General features: G+C 34.3%; 21 protein-coding genes. 11 read left to right on the top strand and 10 right to left on the bottom strand.

Translation table 11 applies throughout. From position 1 onward, the window contains the following. Positions 1-117: 117 nt before the first annotated feature. Entirely contained in the window at positions 118-1449 is a 1332-nt protein-coding gene (gene ffh, locus ACFWV9_RS14425) for a signal recognition particle protein (protein ID WP_411895941.1), read from the top strand. Between the two features lie 31 nt (positions 1450-1480). Continuing rightward, the gene (locus ACFWV9_RS14420) at positions 1481-2359 is read left to right on the top strand and encodes a bifunctional 5,10-methylenetetrahydrofolate dehydrogenase/5,10-methenyltetrahydrofolate cyclohydrolase (protein WP_411895940.1); all 879 of its coding nucleotides are present in this window, start codon (positions 1481-1483) and stop codon (positions 2357-2359) included. Positions 2360-2368: 9 nt separating this feature from the next. On the opposite strand, the gene ACFWV9_RS14415 is transcribed toward ACFWV9_RS14420, so the two are convergent. From ACFWV9_RS14415 to ACFWV9_RS14375, 9 genes are all read right to left on the bottom strand, one after another. After that, positions 2369-2791, bottom strand: a complete 423-nt coding sequence (locus tag ACFWV9_RS14415) for a VOC family protein (protein WP_411895939.1) — start codon at positions 2789-2791, stop codon at positions 2369-2371. A gap of 37 nt (positions 2792-2828) precedes the next feature. Then, positions 2829-3779, bottom strand: a complete 951-nt coding sequence (locus ACFWV9_RS14410; RefSeq protein ID WP_411895938.1) for a YybH family protein — start codon at positions 3777-3779, stop codon at positions 2829-2831. Positions 3780-3853: 74 nt separating this feature from the next. Then, positions 3854-4621 carry a 23S rRNA pseudouridine(2604) synthase RluF gene (gene rluF, locus ACFWV9_RS14405; protein WP_411895937.1) on the bottom strand — a complete coding sequence of 256 codons (768 nt, stop codon included), beginning with the start codon at positions 4619-4621 and terminating at the stop codon, positions 3854-3856. A 36-nt stretch (positions 4622-4657) separates the two neighbouring features. Beyond that, positions 4658-5383, bottom strand: coding sequence for an acetolactate decarboxylase (locus tag ACFWV9_RS14400; protein ID WP_411895936.1), 726 nt, complete (start codon positions 5381-5383; stop codon positions 4658-4660). A 4-nt stretch (positions 5384-5387) separates the two neighbouring features. Then, entirely contained in the window at positions 5388-6215 is an 828-nt protein-coding gene (locus ACFWV9_RS14395; RefSeq protein ID WP_411895935.1) for an alpha/beta hydrolase, read from the bottom strand. After that, the gene (locus ACFWV9_RS14390; RefSeq protein WP_411895934.1) at positions 6215-6580 is read right to left on the bottom strand and encodes a cupin domain-containing protein; all 366 of its coding nucleotides are present in this window, start codon (positions 6578-6580) and stop codon (positions 6215-6217) included. Before ACFWV9_RS14390 ends, ACFWV9_RS14395 begins: the two co-directional genes overlap by 1 nt. A gap of 2 nt (positions 6581-6582) precedes the next feature. After that, on the bottom strand, positions 6583-7173 hold the full coding sequence (locus ACFWV9_RS14385) for a hypothetical protein (protein WP_411895933.1): 591 nt from the start codon (positions 7171-7173) through the stop codon (positions 6583-6585). A 1-nt stretch (position 7174) separates the two neighbouring features. Further along, positions 7175-7735, bottom strand: coding sequence for a hypothetical protein (locus ACFWV9_RS14380; RefSeq protein WP_411895932.1), 561 nt, complete (start codon positions 7733-7735; stop codon positions 7175-7177). Positions 7736-7765: 30 nt separating this feature from the next. Next, positions 7766-9304 carry a helicase HerA-like domain-containing protein gene (locus ACFWV9_RS14375; protein ID WP_411895931.1) on the bottom strand — a complete coding sequence of 513 codons (1539 nt, stop codon included), beginning with the start codon at positions 9302-9304 and terminating at the stop codon, positions 7766-7768. 60 nt (positions 9305-9364) lie between these two features. On the opposite strand from ACFWV9_RS14375, the gene ACFWV9_RS14370 reads away from it, so the two are divergent. Together ACFWV9_RS14370 and ACFWV9_RS14365 are read left to right on the top strand one after the other, a co-directional pair. After that, on the top strand, positions 9365-9811 hold the full coding sequence (locus ACFWV9_RS14370) for a RidA family protein (protein WP_411895930.1): 447 nt from the start codon (positions 9365-9367) through the stop codon (positions 9809-9811). Positions 9812-9897: 86 nt separating this feature from the next. Further along, positions 9898-10530 carry a 7-carboxy-7-deazaguanine synthase QueE gene (locus tag ACFWV9_RS14365; RefSeq protein WP_411895929.1) on the top strand — a complete coding sequence of 211 codons (633 nt, stop codon included), beginning with the start codon at positions 9898-9900 and terminating at the stop codon, positions 10528-10530. 44 nt (positions 10531-10574) lie between these two features. Here the strand turns inward: ACFWV9_RS14365 and ACFWV9_RS14360 are convergent, their stop codons facing one another. Beyond that, positions 10575-11114, bottom strand: a complete 540-nt coding sequence (locus ACFWV9_RS14360) for a DUF2911 domain-containing protein (protein ID WP_411895928.1) — start codon at positions 11112-11114, stop codon at positions 10575-10577. A gap of 238 nt (positions 11115-11352) precedes the next feature. Between ACFWV9_RS14360 and asnB the strand changes: the two genes are divergently transcribed. The 7 genes from asnB (at position 11353) to ACFWV9_RS14325 (ending at position 21176) form a co-directional block, all read left to right on the top strand. Beyond that, positions 11353-13014: an asparagine synthase B gene (gene asnB / locus ACFWV9_RS14355; RefSeq protein WP_411895927.1), complete on the top strand. Its 1662-nt coding sequence runs from the start codon at positions 11353-11355 to the stop codon at positions 13012-13014. A gap of 142 nt (positions 13015-13156) precedes the next feature. Continuing rightward, positions 13157-13882, top strand: a complete 726-nt coding sequence (locus ACFWV9_RS14350; protein WP_411895926.1) for a DUF6090 family protein — start codon at positions 13157-13159, stop codon at positions 13880-13882. Between the two features lie 35 nt (positions 13883-13917). Beyond that, positions 13918-14604, top strand: coding sequence for a DUF6090 family protein (locus tag ACFWV9_RS14345; RefSeq protein WP_411895925.1), 687 nt, complete (start codon positions 13918-13920; stop codon positions 14602-14604). A 47-nt stretch (positions 14605-14651) separates the two neighbouring features. After that, complete coding sequence (locus ACFWV9_RS14340) at positions 14652-15392, top strand: DUF6090 family protein (RefSeq protein ID WP_411895924.1); 741 nt, start codon at positions 14652-14654, stop codon at positions 15390-15392. A 111-nt stretch (positions 15393-15503) separates the two neighbouring features. After that, on the top strand, positions 15504-16532 hold the full coding sequence (locus tag ACFWV9_RS14335; protein ID WP_411895923.1) for a hypothetical protein: 1029 nt from the start codon (positions 15504-15506) through the stop codon (positions 16530-16532). A gap of 13 nt (positions 16533-16545) precedes the next feature. Then, positions 16546-17961, top strand: coding sequence for an MBOAT family O-acyltransferase (locus ACFWV9_RS14330; RefSeq protein ID WP_411895922.1), 1416 nt, complete (start codon positions 16546-16548; stop codon positions 17959-17961). A 68-nt stretch (positions 17962-18029) separates the two neighbouring features. Beyond that, complete coding sequence (locus tag ACFWV9_RS14325; protein ID WP_411895921.1) at positions 18030-21176, top strand: VPS10 domain-containing protein; 3147 nt, start codon at positions 18030-18032, stop codon at positions 21174-21176. The last annotated feature ends 9 nt before the right edge of the window (positions 21177-21185 follow it).

The raw sequence follows: 21185 nt of genomic DNA, 5'->3' as shown, positions 1-21185 counted from the left end.
TAGGTAACTCTTTTTTATTGCATAATTGTCAATTAAACCTAACTTAAATTATAAATATCCAGTTCGTTTATCTCTTGTAAATTCTTAAATTTGCAACTTCAAAAAGAGATAAAGATTATGTTTAATAACTTAAGTGAAAAGTTAGATAAAGCGTTACATGTTCTTAAAGGTCACGGAAGTATTACGGAGATTAATGTTGCTGAGACCCTAAAAGAAGTAAGACGTGCGCTTTTAGATGCCGATGTTAACTTTAAGATTGCCAAACAATTTACCAATAGAGTAAAAGAAAAAGCTCTTGGTCAAAATGTATTAACTTCATTGCAACCAGGACAATTAATGGTTAAAATCGTAAAAGACGAATTAACCGAATTAATGGGTGGTGATGCAGAAGGTATTAACCTTTCTGGTAATCCAAGTGTAATTTTAATGTCTGGTTTACAAGGTTCTGGTAAAACAACATTTTCTGGTAAGCTAGCTAGCTATCTCAAGAATAAAAAAACTAAAAAACCATTATTAGTTGCATGTGATGTTTATCGTCCTGCAGCGATAGATCAGTTACATGTTGTAGGTGATCAGATAGGTGTTGAGGTTTATAGTGATAGAGGCAATAATGATCCTGTTGCTATTTCTCAAGCTGGTATTGCTCATGCAAAAGCCAATGGGCATAATGTCGTTATTATTGATACTGCAGGTCGTTTAGCTGTTGATGAGGCGATGATGACTGAAATCTCTAATATTCATAAAGCCATTCAACCACAAGAAACCTTATTTGTTGTAGACTCTATGACAGGTCAGGATGCTGTAAATACAGCGAAGGCTTTCAATGATATTTTAAATTTTGATGGTGTTATCCTTACTAAATTAGATGGTGACACAAGAGGTGGTGCTGCCATTTCGATTAAATCTGTAGTTAATAAACCAATTAAGTTTATTGGTACAGGTGAGAAGATGGAAGCAATCGATGTGTTCTATCCTTCACGTATGGCAGATCGTATCCTTGGTATGGGTGATGTAGTTTCACTTGTTGAAAGAGCTCAGGAACAGTTTGATGAAGAAGAAGCTAGAAAATTACAAAAGAAGATTGCCAAAAATCAGTTCGGTTTTGATGATTTCTTGAAGCAAATCCAGCAAATCAAAAAGATGGGTAATATGAAGGACCTTGTCGGAATGATTCCTGGAGCTGGTAAAATGATGAAAGATGTGGATATTGATGATGATGCCTTTAAAGGAATTGAGGCAATTATACATTCTATGACACCAGCAGAACGTTCAAACCCATCAGTGCTTAATTCAAGCAGAAAAAAACGTGTAGCTAAAGGATCTGGTACAACTGTTCAAGAAGTTAATCAATTATTGAAGCAGTTTACTCAAATGAGTAAAATGATGAAAATGATGCAAGGTGGAGGTGGAAAACGCATGATGCAGATGATGAAAAACATGCCAAGATAAATAGAAAAGAGATAAATTTTAAACCATTAGTATGACAATTTTAGACGGTAGAAAGACCAGTAAAGAGATAAAGGATGAAATAAAGGCCGAAGTGGATAAAATGAAGGCTAATGGTGAAAAGGTACCTCATTTGGCTGCAGTTATTGTAGGTAACGATGGCGCAAGTTTAACTTATGTAGGTAGTAAAGTTAGAGCTTGTGAACGTGTAGGTTTTGAGTCTACTATGGTGAGACTGTCAAATACAACTAGTGAAATTGAGTTACTAGATAAAATTGATGAACTTAATAACAATGATGATATAGACGGTTTCATTATTCAGTTACCATTACCACCACAGATTAATACACGCAAGGTATTAATGGCTGTAAATCCAAATAAAGATGTAGATGGATTTCACCCAATGAATTTTGGTAAAATGGCATTGGATATGTCTACTTTCATTCCCGCAACTCCGTTTGGAATTTTAGAACTTTTAGATCGTTATGGTGTTGAGACAGATGGTAAGCATACAGTAATTATAGGTCGATCTCATATAGTCGGTAGACCAATGAGTATACTTATGGGTCGTAAAGGGTTTCCAGGAAACTCTACAGTTACATTAACCCATAGTCATACCAAGAATATTACACAAATCACATCACAGGCAGATATTATTATTTCGGCTTTAGGAATACCTCACTTCTTAAAAGCAGAAATGGTAAAAGATGATGCTGTTATCATTGATGTAGGTATAACACGCGTACCAGATGATTCTGAGAAAGGGTATTATATCACTGGTGATGTAGATTTTGAAAATGTGAGTAAAAAAGCAAGTTATATAACGCCAGTACCAGGAGGTGTAGGGCCAATGACAATTGCTATGCTTTTAAAGAATACTTTGTTGGCTAGAGAACAGCATCGTAATTCGTAACCCAAACCATTATTTAGCGAACAGCTGGCTCATGTCTTTAAACGCCTTAAATTCTAGTGCATTACCAGAAGGGTCTTTAAAAAACATCGTCGCTTGTTCACCTACTTGGCCTTCAAAACGTATGTAAGGTTCAATAATAAATTGAATCTGTTTTGATTTAAGCATATCGGCAAACTCTTCAAACGAATCCCAAGGTAAAACTACTCCAAAATGAGGTACAGGAACATCCTTTCCATCTACAGAATTAGTATGAATGTCATCTTCAGATTTTGGCTTATAGTGAATCACCATCTGATGACCAAAAAAGTTGTAATCTACCCAATGGTCACTGCTTCGACCTTCTTCAAACTTTAAAACATTAGTATAAAAATTTCTACATTCAGTTAAATTATGCACAGGTATGGCAAGATGAAAAGGCGAAAGTTTTGACATGTTTCTATTACTGATTATTATTTATTAAAAATAATAATTACTCGGCTACATTATTCCATATATCTAGATATATTTTCCAGTCATCACCAACTTTTTTCCAAATGATAACATACTTACCTTGCCAAGCAACTTCCTTGTTTTCATTTGTTAGAGTTTTGCCTTGATAATAACCATAATCATAAGCTATATTGTCTTCAATATGAATTTCTTTAGGTATTACTTTATGATGTAGAATTTTGGCGCCTTCAGGAATGGTCCAATAAGATGAGAGTGCAGATTGACCAGACAGAATTTTACGATTATTAGGGAATATTTTTCCGTCAATGGTGTACATACTTGTTAAGGCTCCAATATCACCATCTATATATGCCTTTGAAAATGCGGTAATATTATTCTTAATTGCACTTAAGTCATTGTTGTCTTCTGAATCTCTTTTACAATCAATTTTCCAAGTTGGATATACAATTTGTTCGCTTGTATCAACCCATTCACCAATCCAGCTATATCCTAAATCACTCATATTATAGAAGCTAATTCTATATTTTCCATCCATACCATTGGGTGCTTTTTGTGGTTTATATAAAACAATACTATCCTTACTCACTTTATTACCTTCCCACGTTGGTAAAGTTGTTGTTGGGAAATTTGTGGAATAATAATGCACATACCATTTACTGCTGTCTGCAATAAATTGGCGGATACTTCCAGAATTGTTGCCATCGGGTTTAATGGTTTCATCTTGTACAGCCATACCATTCATGATATATTTCCATTCCCAAATTATATCTTGAGTTTCTGCCCATGTACCATCTTGATTTCTTAAGGTAGACTTACAATTACATTTGCCAATTAAAGGCTCAAAGTCTTTGATTTGTTCTGGTGCATTGGGATTTGGTAAGCCAAATGGATGTGTGTCTGATGCGACATATTGGTTCTGTGAAAAACCAAAAAACGAAATAAGTAAAACGGAAAGTAAAAGCGGTTTCATATTATAAGAGATTGAATTAGTTCTCTTAAAGTTAAATTGAAAACTACTTGTGTAAGGTGTTAATTAGGATATAATTAACGTCTGTTTCTTCTGTGATGATGTTGTTTTGGATCGAAAGTTTTCTTGGAATCGCTAATTAAATCGCTCAGTGTTTTAAACTCCTCTTCTGTTAGTTCACGGTAGTTTCCCAATGGCATATCTAGCACAATATTCATAATCCTAATGCGCTTTAGCGTTTTAACATTGTAATTTAAATAATCGCACATACGTCTAATTTGGCGATTTAAACCTTGAGTTAAAATAATGCTGAAGGTGTACTTATCAATTTTCTTCACAACACATTTTTTAGTGCGCTTTCCCAGTTCTTCAATGTAGATTCCTCCAGACATACGCTCAATAAATGTTTGGGAAATAGGTTTGTCTACAGTTACAACATATTCCTTTTCATGATTGTTGCTGGCTCTAAGAATTTTGTTTACAATATCGCCATCGTCTGTAAGTAGAATTAAACCCTCACTAGGTTTGTCTAATCGTCCTATGGGGAAAATTCGTTTTGGGTAATTAATGTAGTCAATGATATTGTCTTTTTCAACACGAGTGTCTGTGGTACACACAATGCCAACCGGTTTGTTAAATGCTAAGTAAACAAAGTTTTTTTTGCGTTCTCCAATTATTTCACCATCAACTTTTACAACATCTCCAGTTGCTACTTTAGTTCCCATTTCTGGAATAACATCGTTAATAGTTACTCTGCCAGCATCAATTAAACGGTCTGCTTCACGACGCGAGCAATAACCTGCTTCACTGAGGTATTTGTTTAATCTTGTTAGGTTGTCTGACATGGTGTAAAAGTACAATAAAGTTAGAAAGTACTCTAGTTAAGATTTAGGCAAAAATAAGGTCATCTTTTTGATTGATACTTCATCTAAATGTCCCATTTTATTTAAACTTTTTGTGATGAGGTGCATGTGTAGAAATGAATCATGATGTGTAAAAACACCTTGGTGTTCTGTAGAAAAGAAGCCAATGATTTCAACCGTTTCATTTCCTAGATTATAGTTGACCTGTCCTTGATGTGCTTCTTGAGGTGAGGACACCTTTGTGCCGTTTGGAAGATTTTGTACATGTATCTTACCATTCTCAATTGTACCTTTTAATTTAAATGCAAAAGGACGCTTTTTATCTTTAGTTTTGTTATCTATAAATTGTTCTATATCCTTTATGGTTTTGATTGTTTTAGGCAAACCTATCGATTCCCACTCATTAATATTAGCATAAACAAAAAAAGGTGCATCAACTAAGTCTGTTTGTTCAACGCTCATTTTAGAGTCAGATGTTACTTTAGACACATAATTTTTACCGTTAATTATAACAATTTCACCTTGTAGAAATGCATTTGGTCCTAGTCCGTAAAGTCCATTTTTGTTTTTAATAGTATCAAGATTAATTTTACCTTCTAACTCGCCTTTCCACATTACGTCTTTCATTGCGCCAATACTAACAACGTTTGGATACGTGTATTCAGTGTTAGGTACTTTTGTGACAAAATTACAGCCAAGAAAAACTTTTAAAAAAAGAACAATGATTAATCCTCTAAGTTTCATAAAGTTATTGATTAATAAAGCGGATAATTTTAGGTGTAATAGATTTATCTCTTAAACTATGGCCAAAACCTGTGGTTGTGATAAGTTCTGAATTTTTATAACGATTTGCAAATAGCAAAGCATCCTCATAAGGAATTATTTTGTCCTTTTTATCATGTATTATTAACCCTTTGGCTTTTATCTCTTTGGTAAAATTTGCGGCCGAATAGTAATCGGTAGGATTACCAAATCGTTCTAAGACAATACTGTCTAAGCCTTTTGAAATACGATGGTTGTAACCCATCATGGATTTATATCTTGTAAAAACTCCAGTAAAATGTGCAGGTGCTCCTAAAAGCACCATTTTATTTACAAAATTAAGTTGATGATTATGCATGCAAAACACACTTGCCATACCGCCAACGGAATGACCGATTAAAACTTCTGGCTTATAAGTTTCTGTAACTATCCTAATAAATTCTGAGTAAAGGATGGCATTAAATTGTTTGCCACCAGAGTTTCCATGTGCTGGTCCATCTAAAAGCACAATATTATACTTTTCCCTCAATAAATCATCAAATAAATAGGACCACCGCGATGCATTACTTTCCCATCCGTGAGCTAACAAAACGGTTTTATTAGAGCCTTTAAAATGATAGGTGGCAATTTTGAGATTGTCATAAGTTAGTTCTTTGTAATTGGCTTTAGCGAGTAATTGCTTTTGCACGTCATTATATCTGCCTTTTCTAGGAGAAGCAAATAGACTCAAGGCTTTCTTAGATGCATATTTCGAAGAAATTAAACTTGTGGCATTTAAGGCCTTACCAATTGATTTTATTACAAAACTACTCATTATCCTTGTTCTCTATTTACGGATTCAATTGAAAAAGCAGGAAGACAAATAGCAATATATTCGCAAGGTTCAGTAAATGGATTGGAATACTGCAACCTTGTATTTTTTTCAACTTTAATAGATTGTCCAGCCTCTAAAACTAAGGCTTCACCATCAATAATAAACTGCTTTTTCCCTTTTATTATAAACGTATACTCGTCAAATTCTGGTGTTTGAAAAGGTTCACTCCAACCAGGAGGAGCAATCATATGAGCTATACTTATATCAGAATTACCGTCAGATGCCAAACCAAAGTGTTCCTTAATAACCTTACCATCATCGGTGGGTACAATAAAAGGTGAATTTTGGATATAATACTTTTTCATTTTTAATTATTTAAATCAATTTTTTGCCTTTCCTTGTTAGCTTTCTTTTGCAGACTGTCATTTGTTGGGTCTAACATAAGTCGCTTTTCTGCTTCAATATAGTTAGGATAATTTCTGTATTGGAGTTCTAAAAGTTGCACACTTGAAGTATAAAAAAATAGTACCCCAAAAAACCCTATAATAAAAAGTCTAACAAGTAAGTTCTTGTAAAATATATTGTTTGTAGATTTTAGTTTTATCAATACAACTATAATCACAAAAAGCAATAAACCTAAGCTTATGGTCAGTCCTTGTTGACCGTATGGCCAACGTTGAAATTTAAAAAGAGAATAGATCACCACTAGTGACAAAACAAAACCAGTAAATATTGTTCCTAATAATCTCCAGAAGCCCAATTCTGAATAGCTGGTTTTCTTAAACGCATGTCTAAGTCTTATGTTATTCAATAGAAGAAAACTGCAATAGAAATATAAGCCAGAAAGTAAAACAGATAATAGCGTTATAACAGCAGAAGAATAAGGAATTAAAAATATTATGCTAAGTATCATCATTAAAATAATCGAAGCACCAAGTATTTTCTCTAACTGCTTCATCTTACCAATGCAACATAAAATATTTAATCTTAGTAGATCCCGGTATTTGAATGGCGTCAACTGTTTGTTCGGTGGTAAATCTCAGAGCAGTGGGAAGGTCATTTTTATCAATTAAAAATTTGGCATTGATTTCATTTACAGAAATAACCAATGAGTTATCTATGAGCTTATCAATTTTAGAAATTTTATAGGCCTCATTAATTGCTTTGAATGTGCTTAATACAGAAATTTCTTTATCAGTCCTATATCTACTGTCCAATATAGTAATACTAGAAATTACAGAAGTAGAATCTAGTGCTTCTCTTGGTGAAAGATCTAAAAGTTTTTTACCGCCTTTTTCGAATACTTCAATACTGTTAACAGAACCTGTAAATTCATCACCTGCAACATATCTCACAACAGAATCACTTGCAAATATAACATCAAGGTCTTTCACTTGTGTTGAATCTGTTAGCAAGCCTATTTGACTTTTTTTGACAAGAAATGGATCAGGTGTGTTATCTTTTGCACAGCTCGCTAAAAGCAATACACATATTGTTGAAACAACTAAAATGTTTTTCATAGATTTTTTAATGTTAACTCAGTTTTGAATTTATTTAAGCATTTTGGTTAGAATCCCAAGAACGCTTCTAATTACAGTAGGACTAGATAGAACCTTAACAATTGGATTTTGCCTGGTGTTGCGTCTACGAGAGGTTGAAGCTTTCCTTTTACTTTCTGCTTTCTTAAGTGCTTCTTGTTCTTCTTTAGCTTTTCGTTTTGCTTCTTCAGCTTCAGCTTGCTCAATTTTCTTGTTAAGCATTTCATAGGCACTGTCGCGATCAATTTCTTCATTGTATTTTCTCGCAAGTTTAGATGCTGCTAACAAGCTACCTAATTCTGATTCGGTTAAAATATCCATTCTACTCATTGGTGCACGCATCATTGTCGCAGCAAGTGGCGTTGGTTTACCTTTCTCATCTAGAGCCGAGACCAAAGCTTCACCAATACCTAAGGAAGTTAATACATCAGCAGTATCGTAGTACTCTGTATCTGGATAATTTTGAGCAGTAAGCTTAATTGCCTTTCTGTCCTTTGCTGTAAATGCACGTAATGCATGTTGTACCTTAAGTCCTAATTGGCCAAGAACAGCTTCTGGCACATCAGTCGGGTTTTGCGTAACAAAATACAAGCCCACACCTTTACTTCTTATAAGTTTAACGATGCTTTCAATCTGATTAAGTAAGGCGTCAGAAGCTTCGTTAAAAATAAGGTGCGCTTCATCAATGAACATAATTAATTCTGGTCTGCCACTATCGCCTTGCTCTGGAAATGTAGAATAAATCTCAGCCAATAAACTCAACATAAAAGTTGAGAACAATTTCGGTTTATCTTGTATATCGGTTAATCTGATAATATTTATATATCCACGACCATTTTTGTCTACGCGTAATAAATCTTGTGTGTCAAAAGAGGTTTCTCCAAAAAATAAATCGCCTCCTTGCTGTTCTATTTCAATTAGTTTTCTCAGAATAGCACCTGTTGAGGAGGTTGAAATTCTACCATAGGATTCTTGAAATTCTTTCTTGCCATCTCCAGTTGCATATTGTAATATTTTCTTGAAATCCTTAAGGTCTAAAAGCGGCAAATGGTTATCATCACAATACTTGAATATAACTGAGATAATACCAGCTTGTGTTTCGGTAACATCTAATATCCTAGAAATTAATACTGGACCAAACTCACTTATGGTAGCTCTCAGCCTAACACCATCTTGTTCAGATAAGGTTAAGACTTCTACCGGAAAATCTTTAGGATCAAAAGGAAGGCCGATTTTTTCATGACGTTCATCAATTTTTGGATGTCCAGGACTCGCTTTTGCTAAACCACTTAAATCACCTTTAATATCCATTAGTAATACAGGTACGCCTTTTTCAGATAAATTCTCAGCTAATACCTGGAGTGTTTTTGTCTTACCAGTACCAGTAGCTCCAGCAATTAAACCGTGTCTGTTCATAGTTTTAAGAGGAACATTAACAAAAGCGTTAGTCATGGTCTCACCATCAAGCATTGCCGCACCAAGAGTTATATAGTCACCTTTAAAAGTGTTGCCTTGGGCAATGTCATTTCTGAATTTGTCTGATTTCGTCATGGATCACATATTTTGCATAAAAATAATGTAATTTTAATCAAGTATAAAACGCAATTTGGTATGAAAACGCTATACCCTTTTTTTATAATCTTCATTTTAATTTTTAATTGGTCTTGTATTTCAAATAATAACGAAATTAAGTTTCATAAATCACACGAGCCAAGTCGAGCAAATGTACCTTTTAGTGATGCAGTTGAAACCAATGATTTATTATTTCTTACAGGTCAAATAGGAAAAGATCATTCAGTGGGAAAATTAGTGGATGGTGGTATTAAAGGTGAGACAAAACAAGTGATTGAGAATATTGAAGCTGTTTTGCAACATCATAATTTAACTCTAGATAATGTTGTGAAGTGCACAGTAATTTTAAAGGATATCAATGACTTTAAAGCCTTTAATTCTGTTTACACTCAATATTTCACAAAAAAACCAGCACGAACAACTTTTGCAGCATCAGGATTAGCTGGTGGTGCCAGCATTGAAATTGATGTCATTGCTTCAAAATAATAGTTGCCAGTCGCAGTCAAAGTAAACAGTTATAAGGTCACCTTTATTTACTAAAAACTGTAAACTAATCAATATATTTGCCGCTTATGACGCGAAGAGAACAACAAGAATTAATTGATAAAGGTCTTTTACTTCCTCTAATGGAGGAGTTTTATACCATTCAAGGTGAAGGCTATCATAAAGGTACAGCAGCCTATTTTGTTAGAATAGGTGGTTGTGATGTTGGTTGCCATTGGTGCGATGTTAAGGAGAGCTGGTTGGCCGAGTTACATCCACCAACGAAAACAGAAAAAATTGTAGAAAATGCAGTTTCTTACAGCGATACAATTGTAGTGACTGGTGGTGAACCACTGACTTGGGATATGGGACCATTAACAGAACAACTAAAAGCAAAAGGAGTTCAGACCCATATTGAAACTTCTGGTGCTTATAAATTAACTGGTGAATGGGATTGGATTTGTTTGTCTCCTAAAAAGTTGAAGCCTCCAACGGATGTGATTTATGCTAAAGCTCATGAGCTTAAATGCATAGTTTTTAATAAAGATGATTTTAGATTCGCAGAGGAACAAGCATCAAAGGTAAATAAGGATTGCATTTTATACCTTCAACCAGAGTGGAGTAAGCGCGATAAAATGATGCCTCAAATTGTTGATTACGTGATGGCTAATCCTAAGTGGAAGGTATCACTCCAAACACATAAATATTTAAATATTCCATAAAAAAAGCCTTGAGAAATCAAGGCTTTTTTTATTGAGTTTAGAATTTACTTGGTAAAAGGGACGGCTACTCTAACCTTGTCCCATCCCATATGCAAATGAGCGCCGTCATCAGTTGCTTCAAAAGCCATGGAGAATGCTTCCAATGAATCCTTACCTTCTGTTACGGGAACAGTAATATTGGCTACAATTGTATCTTCATTGTAACCACCAGCTCCCCAATTATTCAGATCAGAGCTAATCATTACTTGCCATTCTTTTTCACCAGGTACAGTGAAAATAGAATAAGTACCTGCTTTTAAAGAAGTACCATTTAAATTCATATCGATATTCAAAATAAGTTGTGTAGCTTCATTGGCACCTGTACGCCATACTTTTCCAAAAGGAGCAATGTCTTTACCAACAGTTCTACCATTTAATTGAGGTCTACTGTAATATACTTTTGCGAGTTGTTTAGCACCTCTTCCTAATGATGTGGCATCCATAGGGCTTTTGTCTAAACCTCTAAAATTTTGAGCATCTGCACTAAATGAAAATACCATCATCAATGCAAATACAAGGCTTGTAATTAGTTTTGTTGTCTTCATATTTAAGTTTGTTTTTGTTGATGATAAAATTAGAGCATATAAAGGGCATTAATTCGTAATGAAATATTAAAATTTACACTTTGACACTTATCTCATACTTTTGGTATACTTAAAATTACATATAAGTATAAAAAATAATTAAAAAGTTAATATATGTAACTAATATTGTGTTATGTGTTTAATAATTGAAAGTTTAAACTCATATTTGTCATATAAATAATAATAAAACAAAAAAGTTATGTGCGGTATAGTATGTGCGTTTGATATAAAACAGAAAAGTGAAACCTTAAGACCACAAGTCTTAGAAATGGCAAAATCTATTCGTCATCGAGGGCCAGATTGGAGTGGTATTTACAGTGATGATAAAGCAATTTTAGCTCACGAGCGTTTAGCAATTGTAGATCCTGCTTCAGGTAAGCAACCGTTATTCACTGAGGATAAGAAACTCATTTTAGCTGCTAATGGCGAAATCTACAACCATAGAGAGTTGCGTACTCAATTTCCTGATTATAAGTTTCAGACAGAAAGTGATTGCGAGGTTATTTTAGCTTTGTATAAAGAAAAAGGTGTAGATTTTATAGATGATATGAATGGTATCTTTGGCTTTGCGATATATGATGTGGATAAAGATGAATATTTCATTGCTCGTGATCATATGGGAATTATTCCTTTATATATGGGCTGGGATAAACACGGTACATTCTATGTTGCGTCAGAACTAAAAGCCTTAGAAGGTGTATGTACTAAAATAGAACTATTTCCTCCAGGTCATTACCTAAGCAGTAAGGATGGGGAATTAGTACAATGGTACAAGCGCGATTGGGTAGATTACCAAGCCGTAAAAGACAATGAAACTAGCATTGCTGAGGTTAGACAGGCCTTAGAAGATGCAGTACACAGACAACTGATGAGTGATGTGCCTTATGGTGTGTTATTATCAGGTGGTTTAGATTCTTCGGTTACCTCTGCCATAGCAAAGAAGTATTCACAACGTCGTGTTGAAGCAGATGATAAAGAACAAGCATGGTGGCCACAGCTGCACTCATTTTCAGTTGGATTAGATGGTTCGCCAGATTTGGCTGCAGCACAAAAAGTAGCTGACCATATCGGCACCGTGCATCATGAGATAAAATTTACGATCCAAGAAGGATTAGATGCCATAAAAGATGTCATTTATCAATTAGAAACTTATGATATAACTACAATTAGAGCGAGTACACCAATGTATTTAATGGCTAGGGTTATAAAATCTATGGGAATTAAAATGGTATTGTCTGGTGAAGGTGCTGATGAGTTGTTTGGAGGTTATTTATACTTTCATAAAGCACCAAACGCACAGGAGTTTCATGAAGAAACGGTACGTAAATTAAGCAAGTTACATATGTACGATTGTTTAAGAGCCAATAAGAGTTTGGCCGCTTGGGGAATTGAAGGACGCGTACCATTCTTGGATAAGGAGTTTATGGATGTTGCCATGCGTGTTAACCCACAAGATAAAATGATAAACGGAGAACGAATGGAGAAATGGGTTGTGCGTAAGGCATTTGAGCATATGTTACCTGAAAGTGTGGCGTGGCGACAAAAAGAACAATTTAGTGATGGTGTTGGTTACAGCTGGATAGATACTTTAAAAGAAGTAGTAGAAGAAGAAGTAAGTGATGAGCAGTTGGCAAATGCACATTTCCGTTATCCAATACAAACACCTCAAAACAAGGAAGAGTACTACTACAGAACTATTTTTGAAGGTCATTTTCCTAGTGATGCTGCAGCTTTAAGTGTACCACAAGAGCCAAGTGTTGCATGTAGTACAAAGATAGCCCTAGAGTGGGATGAAGCGTTTAAAAACATGAACGATCCATCAGGTAGAGCCGTTGCAAAAGTACACGAAGACGCTTATTAAACGAATTTCTGATATTATAAATAGTAAGGAGCATTTGAACAAATGCTCCTTTTTTTGTAACAATTTTACTACATTTAGGTACATATAACTATAACCATCCAACTCTACATAGCCGATTTCCTACTTACAGTGATCTGTAAGTATGATTAAATTTTTTAGAAAAATTAGACAAAATCTCCTTTCCGAGGGTAAAACTGGGAAGTATCTTAAATATGCTATTGGTGAAATCATATTAGTAATGATAGGTATATTATTGGCACTTCAGGTCAATAATTGGAATGAAAACAGAAAGCTTGCAGATTCAGAAAAACTATTACTCAAAGAACTATTAAATGATTTAGAATTTTCAAAATCAGAAATAGTAACGGCACTAAGTGGTAACAAGTACTTATTAAGTAAATACAAGAGTATTGGTAATGCTATTGAGGAAGATATAGAATTTAATGACTCACTAAGTAGTGCATTTTCATCTTTAGCCTACTGGAGTAGTCCATACTTACCAAAAAGTAGTTTTGAATCTATAAAAAATAAAGACTTAAAAATAATTAGTAATCCAGACATAAGACAAAAGCTAGTGAAATTCCATGAGTTTACCTATGTGCTTATTTCTGAAGATTACAATAAAATGGAATGGAATTTTTCTCAAACTATAACCCTTCCAGTTTTACTTAAAAACATTCATATTAATATTGAAACTGGTAATTCTACGCCAGATGATTTTGAAGCCTTAAAAAAGGACCGTATTTTTCATAATTATCTTAATCAGCTAATAGTACTACGAGAAGGTGGTCTAAATCTATTTGAAACCGCTTTAAAAGATATTGAGACTCTTAGTGATGCCATAACCAAAGAGATTGATAACATATGATAAAGTTCTTCCGCCATATCCGTAAAAACTTGCTAATGGAAAAAAAGACATCTAAATATTTTAAATATGCTATAGGAGAAATCATCTTAGTGGTCATAGGTATTCTCATTGCATTGCAAATTAATAATTGGAATGAGGAACGAAAGAATAGAGTTGTTGAAACACAATTACTGGAAAATTTAAGAAGCTCATTGGTGTCTGATGTTCAAAATCAAATCAATCCTATATTGGAACAATTAGAACTTGACCTTTCCAATATCAGGGATATCAAGCACTTTTTAAAGATAAGTGCAACTTATCACGACTCAATGAACATAAAATTTAATTCATTGATGTATAGCAAGATTTTTCTGTACGAAGTGACCTCTTATAAAGCATTAGAGAATGAAGGTCTTAAGCTTATTCAAAATCCTGAATTAAAATCCAACATATTAAAACTATACAACATGGAGTATACAGAACTTGAATACAATATTGAGAACTTCATGAATAATTTGATGTCTTTTTACAGACCCAATATGCGAGAACTATTTTTGTTTTTAGATGATAATGAGGATAAAGGATATAAACCAGATGATTATGAGTCCTTGCGGACAAATAGAGATTTTAGGAACAACTTAATTACCTGTACAACAAACTGTAACAATATTTACAAAACTACCTCTAAGCTTAAAGTTAAAGTTGAATCGCTGATAGCTACAATTGATAAAGAATTAAAATAGTACACGAACATCGAATGATTAAATTTTTTAGAAAAATCCGTCAGAACATGATAAAAGAAAATAGAATAACCAAGTATTTTTTATATGCCATTGGTGAGATTCTTTTGGTGGTGATAGGCATTCTCATCGCCTTGCAGATTAACAACAACAATGAATTAAGAAAAACACGAGCACAAGAGTTACATTATTTAAAAAATATAAAGACTGATTTAAAACTCAATATTGCCCATTTAGATAATTATATATCTACCAGGCAAACAGCCATTAATTCAGCAAATGAAGTCATTGCACATTATGAAGGTAAGCCCATAACAGACTTAAAAGCATTTAGCAGACATACCGTAAATATTTACACATGGAGAAAGTTTTTTCAAATCAATAATACTTTTCAAGAACTTATCAATTCTGGTAATCTGGCATTGATTTCTAACGATTCTATTAAAGGTACGCTACTTAATATGGAATCACTTTATAAAATAATGAAAGACGAAGAAGCACATTTTAGATATGATGCAGAAATTCTGTTGTACGAGCCTTCTTATAATATGATGGATATGAATCCCATAGTGCAAAACTATATGTATTATGTCAGTAATGGAACGGTCGGTGACAACAGGGATTTATCGCAAGCAGACTTTGATGCAATGCTAAAAGATACCAAGCAAAAAAATGGTTTTGTAATGGCTATTTATCAATTTAGTGTTATGAACCAACAGTTTCTAGAAATGAAAACCATGTGCCAAAACCTTGTTGAATTAATTGATAAAGAATTAGAGTTAGATGATTAAACTATTTAAATCAATTAAAAAGATTATATATGAGTAGGTTTAATGGTCTCTATGTTTAAGGAAATCCCAAGTTTACTTTAACTTTCTCTTTACTTACTAAAACCAATTAAAATGCAGTTAAAACAATCGTTTATTATTGCCGTCTTTTTAGGTATAACTTTAGTAACATGCTGGGAGTTATATTGGCGCTCTCAAGGTGTTGAGCCAAATTTAGATGATAACAAAGATCTCTGGGCTATTCAACGCGCTAGATTAGATAAAGACCATTCTAATATTACGGTTTTTATAGGTTCTTCTCGTATATTGTATGACATCCAATTAGATATCTGGAAGGAGCTCACTAATACTGAGCCAATTATGTTAGCAGTGCAAGGAGCATCACCAATACCTACTTTCAGGGATATTGTTGAAAACACAGACTTTAATGGCACTTTAATGGTGGGTATTACACCTCCTTTAATGTTTTCTACCGTTTATCCAAACGCTTTTCCAATGTCACGTGCACAGGCTAAGGTAGACTACTATGAAGATAGAACCTATGCCCAACGAATAAATCATAAATTATCGGTTCCGCTACAAACCAATTTGGCATTTATTCGAGATGGTGATGAAGAATGGGACACAGATGTAGATCTTAAAACACTTTTAAAGCAAATTCACATTGGTGAACGAGGTGGTCCAGCACCAGTACCATTCAACAATTTTGAAGAAATTTCCCTAAACAGGCACATGAAAATGCCAGAATTTGTCGTAAAGGACACTGCTTACGCAAATACTATTAAACTCGCATGGAAAGACATGGTGAGTGGTGATATGCCTCCACCTGATAAAGACGGTACTACAACAGCATTTTTAGAATTGGCAAAAGCTTTTGAAGAACGAGGTGGGAACTTAATATTACTGAGATGTCCTTCTTCTGGTTTTTTTAAGGAAATAGAATCCAAGGGTTTCCCAAGAACTGAATTCTGGGATCCTCTTGTGAAACAATCAGGTGCAAAGACTTATCATTATGCAGATTTCCCACAGTTTCAAAACTTGTTTTTGCCAGAATGGTCACACTTAGCACTCCAAGACGCACAATTTTTTACTAAGGAAATAATAGCCATATTAAAAGAAGATAACGCTTTATCCACTAACTAACCAATCATTTATTATGCTATTTAATTCATTAAGTTTCGTTGTATTTTTAATAATAGTACTTATCCTATATTATTCTAAGGTCTTTAATTGGACCAACAAGAAGCGCATGTTGCTTTTTGCCAGTTATATTTTTTATGGTTTATGGAATCCGCCTTTAGTCATCTTGCTTTGGATCTCTACAGTTGTAGATTGGACAGCCGGAAATAAACTTGCTGTAGAAAATGATAAAAAGAAGAGAAAGTTCTGGCTACTACTAAGTATGGTGGTTAATCTTGGGTTTCTTGGGTTTTTTAAATATGGTAATTTTTTAATGGAAAACTTTGTATCCATGGTCAATGCTATGGGATTAGAGTTTCATCCAAGGCCAATGGATATTATTCTTCCTATGGGTATTTCATTTTATACTTTTCAAACCATGTCGTATACTATAGACATGTATCATAAAAGAATGGCACCAGCCAGAACATTTTTAGATTTTGCGCTTTATGTTACATTTTTTCCTCAGTTGGTTGCAGGACCAATTGTAAGGGCTAAAGAACTTATATCACAATTTTATGAAAGTAAGCGTGCCACACCAAAGCAATTTATTTGGGGTTTGTTTTTATTGACAATTGGCTTATTTCAAAAAGTAGTTCTCGCTGATACGTTACTCGCTGGAGTATCAGATGATGTTTTTGGTACGACCAAAATTTTGCATGGTGTAGATGCTTGGGTAGGAACAATTGCGTTTTCCGGACAAATATTTTTTGATTTTGCTGGTTATTCCACATGTGCAATAGGTATTGCCTTGATGCTTGGTATAATTCTGCCAGACAACTTTAAATATCCATATGCATCTTTAGGGTTTTCAGATCTTTGGAGTCGTTGGCATATTAGCTTATCAACTTGGTTAAGAGATTATCTTTATATCCCACTTGGAGGAAATAGAAATGGTATCACAAGAATGTATATAGCATTAATGGTTACTATGTTATTAGGTGGTCTTTGGCATGGTGCCGCTTGGACTTTCATTGTTTGGGGAGGATTGCACGGAACCTATCTTATATTAGAACGACTTCAACGAAAATACTTGCCCTTTAAAATTACTAAGTACAATGGAATTTTCTTAGCCTTCATAACATTTTCATGTGTTAATATAACGTGGGTGTTTTTTAGGGCAGATACATTTAAAAAATCATGGGATATGATTAAATCCATGTTTTATGCTCAATTCGAAGGTGAAAAAATATTAGGCAATTTTGATATTATTAAAGTTTGCACTTTAATAGGCTTAATGTTTTTGTGCCATTGGTTTATGAGAAATAGCTCATTAAAAACATTAGCACAAAAAACACCAGCCTGGGCACTAGGTGTAACATGGGCTATATTGTTTTTCTTGATTGTGATATCACAAGGAAGCGGTGAGCAGTTTATATATTTTCAATTCTAAATTATTAATATTTCAATGATTAAACTTTTCAGACATAAATAATTTAACCACTAATTAACAACAAGCACATGAAAATATTTAAAATCCTAATTGTTTGCATGCTTTTAATGCCAATAAATAACTACGCTCAAAAAAGAAAAAAGAAGACATCAGAACCAACTGTAAAGCTTACAGATTCTTTATTCCATGGCTTAAAATGGAGAAATATTGGGCCATTTAGAGGCGGTAGAAGTGTGGCGTCTACTGGTGTAGTAGATCAACCTCATACGTATTATATGGGCTCTACAGGTGGTGGAGTTTTTAAAACTACGGACGATGGTATTACATGGAAAAATGTTTCAGATACATTTTTTAAAACAGGCTCTGTTGGTGCTATTACAGTTTCTGAAAGTGACACCAATATTGTTGTTGTAGGTATGGGAGAACATGCTGCTCGTGGTGTTATGACGTCAATGGGAGATGGAGTATACAAATCTATGGATGCCGGAAAAACATGGGTACATATTGGCTTGGAAAAAACACGTCATATTTCTGATGTTATTATACATCCAACTAATCCTGATATTATTTATATAAGCGCACAAGGTGCACAATACGCACCATCCAAAGAAAGGGGAATTTATAAAACAGTCGATGGTGGTAAGACTTGGAATAAAATCCTTTTTATAAATACAACAACCGGAGCATCGTCTTTATCAATGGACATGACCAATCCTCGTATATTATATGCCTCTATGTGGCAACATCGCAGATATCCTTGGGTTATGGAATCCGGTGGAGCATATTCTGGGTTATATAAATCTACCGATGGTGGAGATACATGGAATAAAATGGAAGAGGGATTACCTGAAGCGTTTGGTAAATCAGGTATATCTGTATCTAGAGCGAATCCAGAACGTGTATTTGCTGTTATAGAAGCGGAAGGTGACAAAGGTGGAGTATACCGTTCTGACGATGCTGGAAAAGAATGGAAACAAATAAATAAAAATAGAGTTAATATTGCCCGCTCATGGTATTACATGGAGATTTTTGCTGACCCACAAAATGAAAATGTAGTGTATGTCTTAAATGCTCCGGTTATGAAATCTATTGATGGTGGTAGAAGCTTTTTTAATATTCCAGTACCACACGGAGACAATCATCATTTATGGATTAATCCTTATGATAATACCAATCTTATTAACTCTAATGACGGCGGAGCTAATATCTCATTTAATGGTGGTAAAAGTTGGAGCACCCAACAAAACCAGCCTACATCACAATTCTATCGTGTTATTACTGATAATTTAGTGCCATACAATGTTTATGGAGGTCAACAAGATAACTCTGCAATTGCAATTGCTAGCAGAACAAACGATGGAGGTATTGATTGGAAAGATTGGTATTCGGTAGCAGGAGGAGAAAGCGCCTTCATAGCATTTGACCCAGACAATCCAGAAACAGTTTATGGTGGCACATACCAAGGTAATATTAGTAAATGGACAAAGTCATCTAGAGAACAAAAATCAATTAAAGAATATCCAGAATTGGGATTAAGTATAGCTCCAATAGATTCAAAGTACCGTTATAATTGGAATGCTCCTATCATAACATCACCACACAATAGAACAACGGTTTATCACGCAGGAAATGTTGTTTTCAAAACTACTGATGGTGGTATAACTTGGGTAACCGTAAGCCCTGACCTTACGAAGAACGAAACTGACAAACATGGTCCTGGAGGAGGACCTTATACCAACGAAGCTGCTGGAGGTGAAAATTACAATACAATTACGGCTTTAGTAGAATCTCAGCATCAAGAAGGTGTACTCTATGCTGGCAGTGATGATGGTCTACTACATATTACAAAAGATGGAGGTGCAAGTTGGCAGAATATCACACCAAAAGGAATAGATGGTGGTATTGTAAATAGTATTGATATCCCAGAACACGATCCTGCTACTGCTTATGTGGTAATTATGCGATACAAATCTTTAGATCTAAATTCTTATGTTTTTAAAACAACTGACTATGGACAATCATGGACTAAAATTGTAAATGGTCTTAATGACCCAAATGGATTTACAAGAGTTGTTAGGGCAGATAAAAAACAAAAAGGGTTATTATATGCTGGTACAGAGATAGGATTATATGTATCTAATGATGACGGTGCCCATTGGCAACGATTAACATTGAATTTACCAGTAGTTGCCATAAATGATTTAGTAATACAAGATAATGATTTGGTAGCAGCTACATCTGGTCGCGGTTTTTGGATTTTGGATGACTTAGGTGTCCTACAAAATATGATGACTAATTCTGAATCTTTTCAGATTTTTAAACCAAAAGCTACTTATCGCATTTTTGGAGGAACATCTAAAGCAACAGGACAAGGTCTTAATCCTCAAAGTGGAGTAACATTCGATTATTATTTAGACAAGGAAGCAGACACGCTAGATTTAGAATTAGATATCATAGAGGGTACCAAAGTTATTAGAACCTATACCAATAAAGAACCCAAGGATTTCAGTTCATGGCCAGGAGGGCCATCTAAACCTCAGGTGTTACCTTCAAAAAAAGGGTATAATAGATTTACATGGGATTTTAATAGAGAGGCACTACCTGCTATAAATAAAGTTTTCATTTTTGGTGGGCTCTCAGGTTCTAGTGTTGCACCTGGAAACTACATTTTAAGATTAATATTAGATGGAGAAACTGTTGAGACTGAAGCGACAATTCTGCCTAATCCAGTAATAAATTCAAGTGCAAAGGATTTTGCTGAACAGCAGGAATTACTTGTAGATATTGAAAATACCATTAGAGACATGCACGAGTCTGTAAACCAAATGCGCTCTGCAAAAACACAGCTAAATTCATATGCTAAACTTTTAAAGGATGATGATAAGGCCAAAGCACTTTTAGAAAAAGGAGAGGCTCTATTAATGCGCATCAATAGTTGGGAAGAAAACTTAATACAAGCCAAACAAAAAACGTTTCAGGATGTTATTAATTTTAATAATAAGCTTAATGCACAGCTCATACAGTTACTTAGCTACATAGACCAAGCAAATCCGAAGGTTACTGAAGGTGCTAAAGAACGATATAAAGACTTAATGCAAGATTGGCAAGTTTATAAAAATGAACGAGATGCTATTATTGATACAGAAATGCAGGCCTATAATGCACTTTTCAAATCATTAAATATACCAGCACTTATTCTTAAAAATAAGGAGTAATGATTAAGT

Origin of the sequence: Winogradskyella sp. A2 (genome assembly GCF_046762865.1) — a bacterium.
Lineage (GTDB): Bacteria > Bacteroidota > Bacteroidia > Flavobacteriales > Flavobacteriaceae > Winogradskyella.
The sequence above is the reverse complement of the archived record's forward strand: the minus strand, read 5'-3'. Positions and strand labels throughout refer to the sequence as shown.

What these genes read in the sequence shown, in the direction of transcription:
- ACFWV9_RS14385 (WP_411895933.1), bottom strand. Translation starts at nt 7,173, where the DNA reads ATGAAGCAGTTAGAGAAAATACTTGGTGCTTCGATTATTTTAATGATG.
- ACFWV9_RS14395 (WP_411895935.1), bottom strand. Translation starts at nt 6,215, where the DNA reads ATGAGTAGTTTTGTAATAAAATCAATTGGTAAGGCCTTAAATGCCACA.
- ACFWV9_RS14370 (WP_411895930.1), top strand. Translation starts at nt 9,365, where the DNA reads ATGAAAACGCTATACCCTTTTTTTATAATCTTCATTTTAATTTTTAAT.
- ACFWV9_RS14400 (WP_411895936.1), bottom strand. Translation starts at nt 5,383, where the DNA reads ATGAAACTTAGAGGATTAATCATTGTTCTTTTTTTAAAAGTTTTTCTT.
- ACFWV9_RS14415 (WP_411895939.1), bottom strand. Translation starts at nt 2,791, where the DNA reads ATGTCAAAACTTTCGCCTTTTCATCTTGCCATACCTGTGCATAATTTA.
- ACFWV9_RS14335 (WP_411895923.1), top strand. Translation starts at nt 15,504, where the DNA reads ATGCAGTTAAAACAATCGTTTATTATTGCCGTCTTTTTAGGTATAACT.
- asnB (WP_411895927.1), top strand. Translation starts at nt 11,353, where the DNA reads ATGTGCGGTATAGTATGTGCGTTTGATATAAAACAGAAAAGTGAAACC.
- ACFWV9_RS14410 (WP_411895938.1), bottom strand. Translation starts at nt 3,779, where the DNA reads ATGAAACCGCTTTTACTTTCCGTTTTACTTATTTCGTTTTTTGGTTTT.
- ACFWV9_RS14330 (WP_411895922.1), top strand. Translation starts at nt 16,546, where the DNA reads ATGCTATTTAATTCATTAAGTTTCGTTGTATTTTTAATAATAGTACTT.
- ffh (WP_411895941.1), top strand. Translation starts at nt 118, where the DNA reads ATGTTTAATAACTTAAGTGAAAAGTTAGATAAAGCGTTACATGTTCTT.
- ACFWV9_RS14325 (WP_411895921.1), top strand. Translation starts at nt 18,030, where the DNA reads ATGAAAATATTTAAAATCCTAATTGTTTGCATGCTTTTAATGCCAATA.
- ACFWV9_RS14350 (WP_411895926.1), top strand. Translation starts at nt 13,157, where the DNA reads ATGATTAAATTTTTTAGAAAAATTAGACAAAATCTCCTTTCCGAGGGT.
- ACFWV9_RS14345 (WP_411895925.1), top strand. Translation starts at nt 13,918, where the DNA reads ATGGAAAAAAAGACATCTAAATATTTTAAATATGCTATAGGAGAAATC.
- ACFWV9_RS14420 (WP_411895940.1), top strand. Translation starts at nt 1,481, where the DNA reads ATGACAATTTTAGACGGTAGAAAGACCAGTAAAGAGATAAAGGATGAA.
- ACFWV9_RS14340 (WP_411895924.1), top strand. Translation starts at nt 14,652, where the DNA reads ATGATAAAAGAAAATAGAATAACCAAGTATTTTTTATATGCCATTGGT.
- ACFWV9_RS14375 (WP_411895931.1), bottom strand. Translation starts at nt 9,304, where the DNA reads ATGACGAAATCAGACAAATTCAGAAATGACATTGCCCAAGGCAACACT.
- ACFWV9_RS14380 (WP_411895932.1), bottom strand. Translation starts at nt 7,735, where the DNA reads ATGAAAAACATTTTAGTTGTTTCAACAATATGTGTATTGCTTTTAGCG.
- ACFWV9_RS14360 (WP_411895928.1), bottom strand. Translation starts at nt 11,114, where the DNA reads ATGAAGACAACAAAACTAATTACAAGCCTTGTATTTGCATTGATGATG.
- ACFWV9_RS14390 (WP_411895934.1), bottom strand. Translation starts at nt 6,580, where the DNA reads ATGAAAAAGTATTATATCCAAAATTCACCTTTTATTGTACCCACCGAT.
- rluF (WP_411895937.1), bottom strand. Translation starts at nt 4,621, where the DNA reads ATGTCAGACAACCTAACAAGATTAAACAAATACCTCAGTGAAGCAGGT.
- ACFWV9_RS14365 (WP_411895929.1), top strand. Translation starts at nt 9,898, where the DNA reads ATGACGCGAAGAGAACAACAAGAATTAATTGATAAAGGTCTTTTACTT.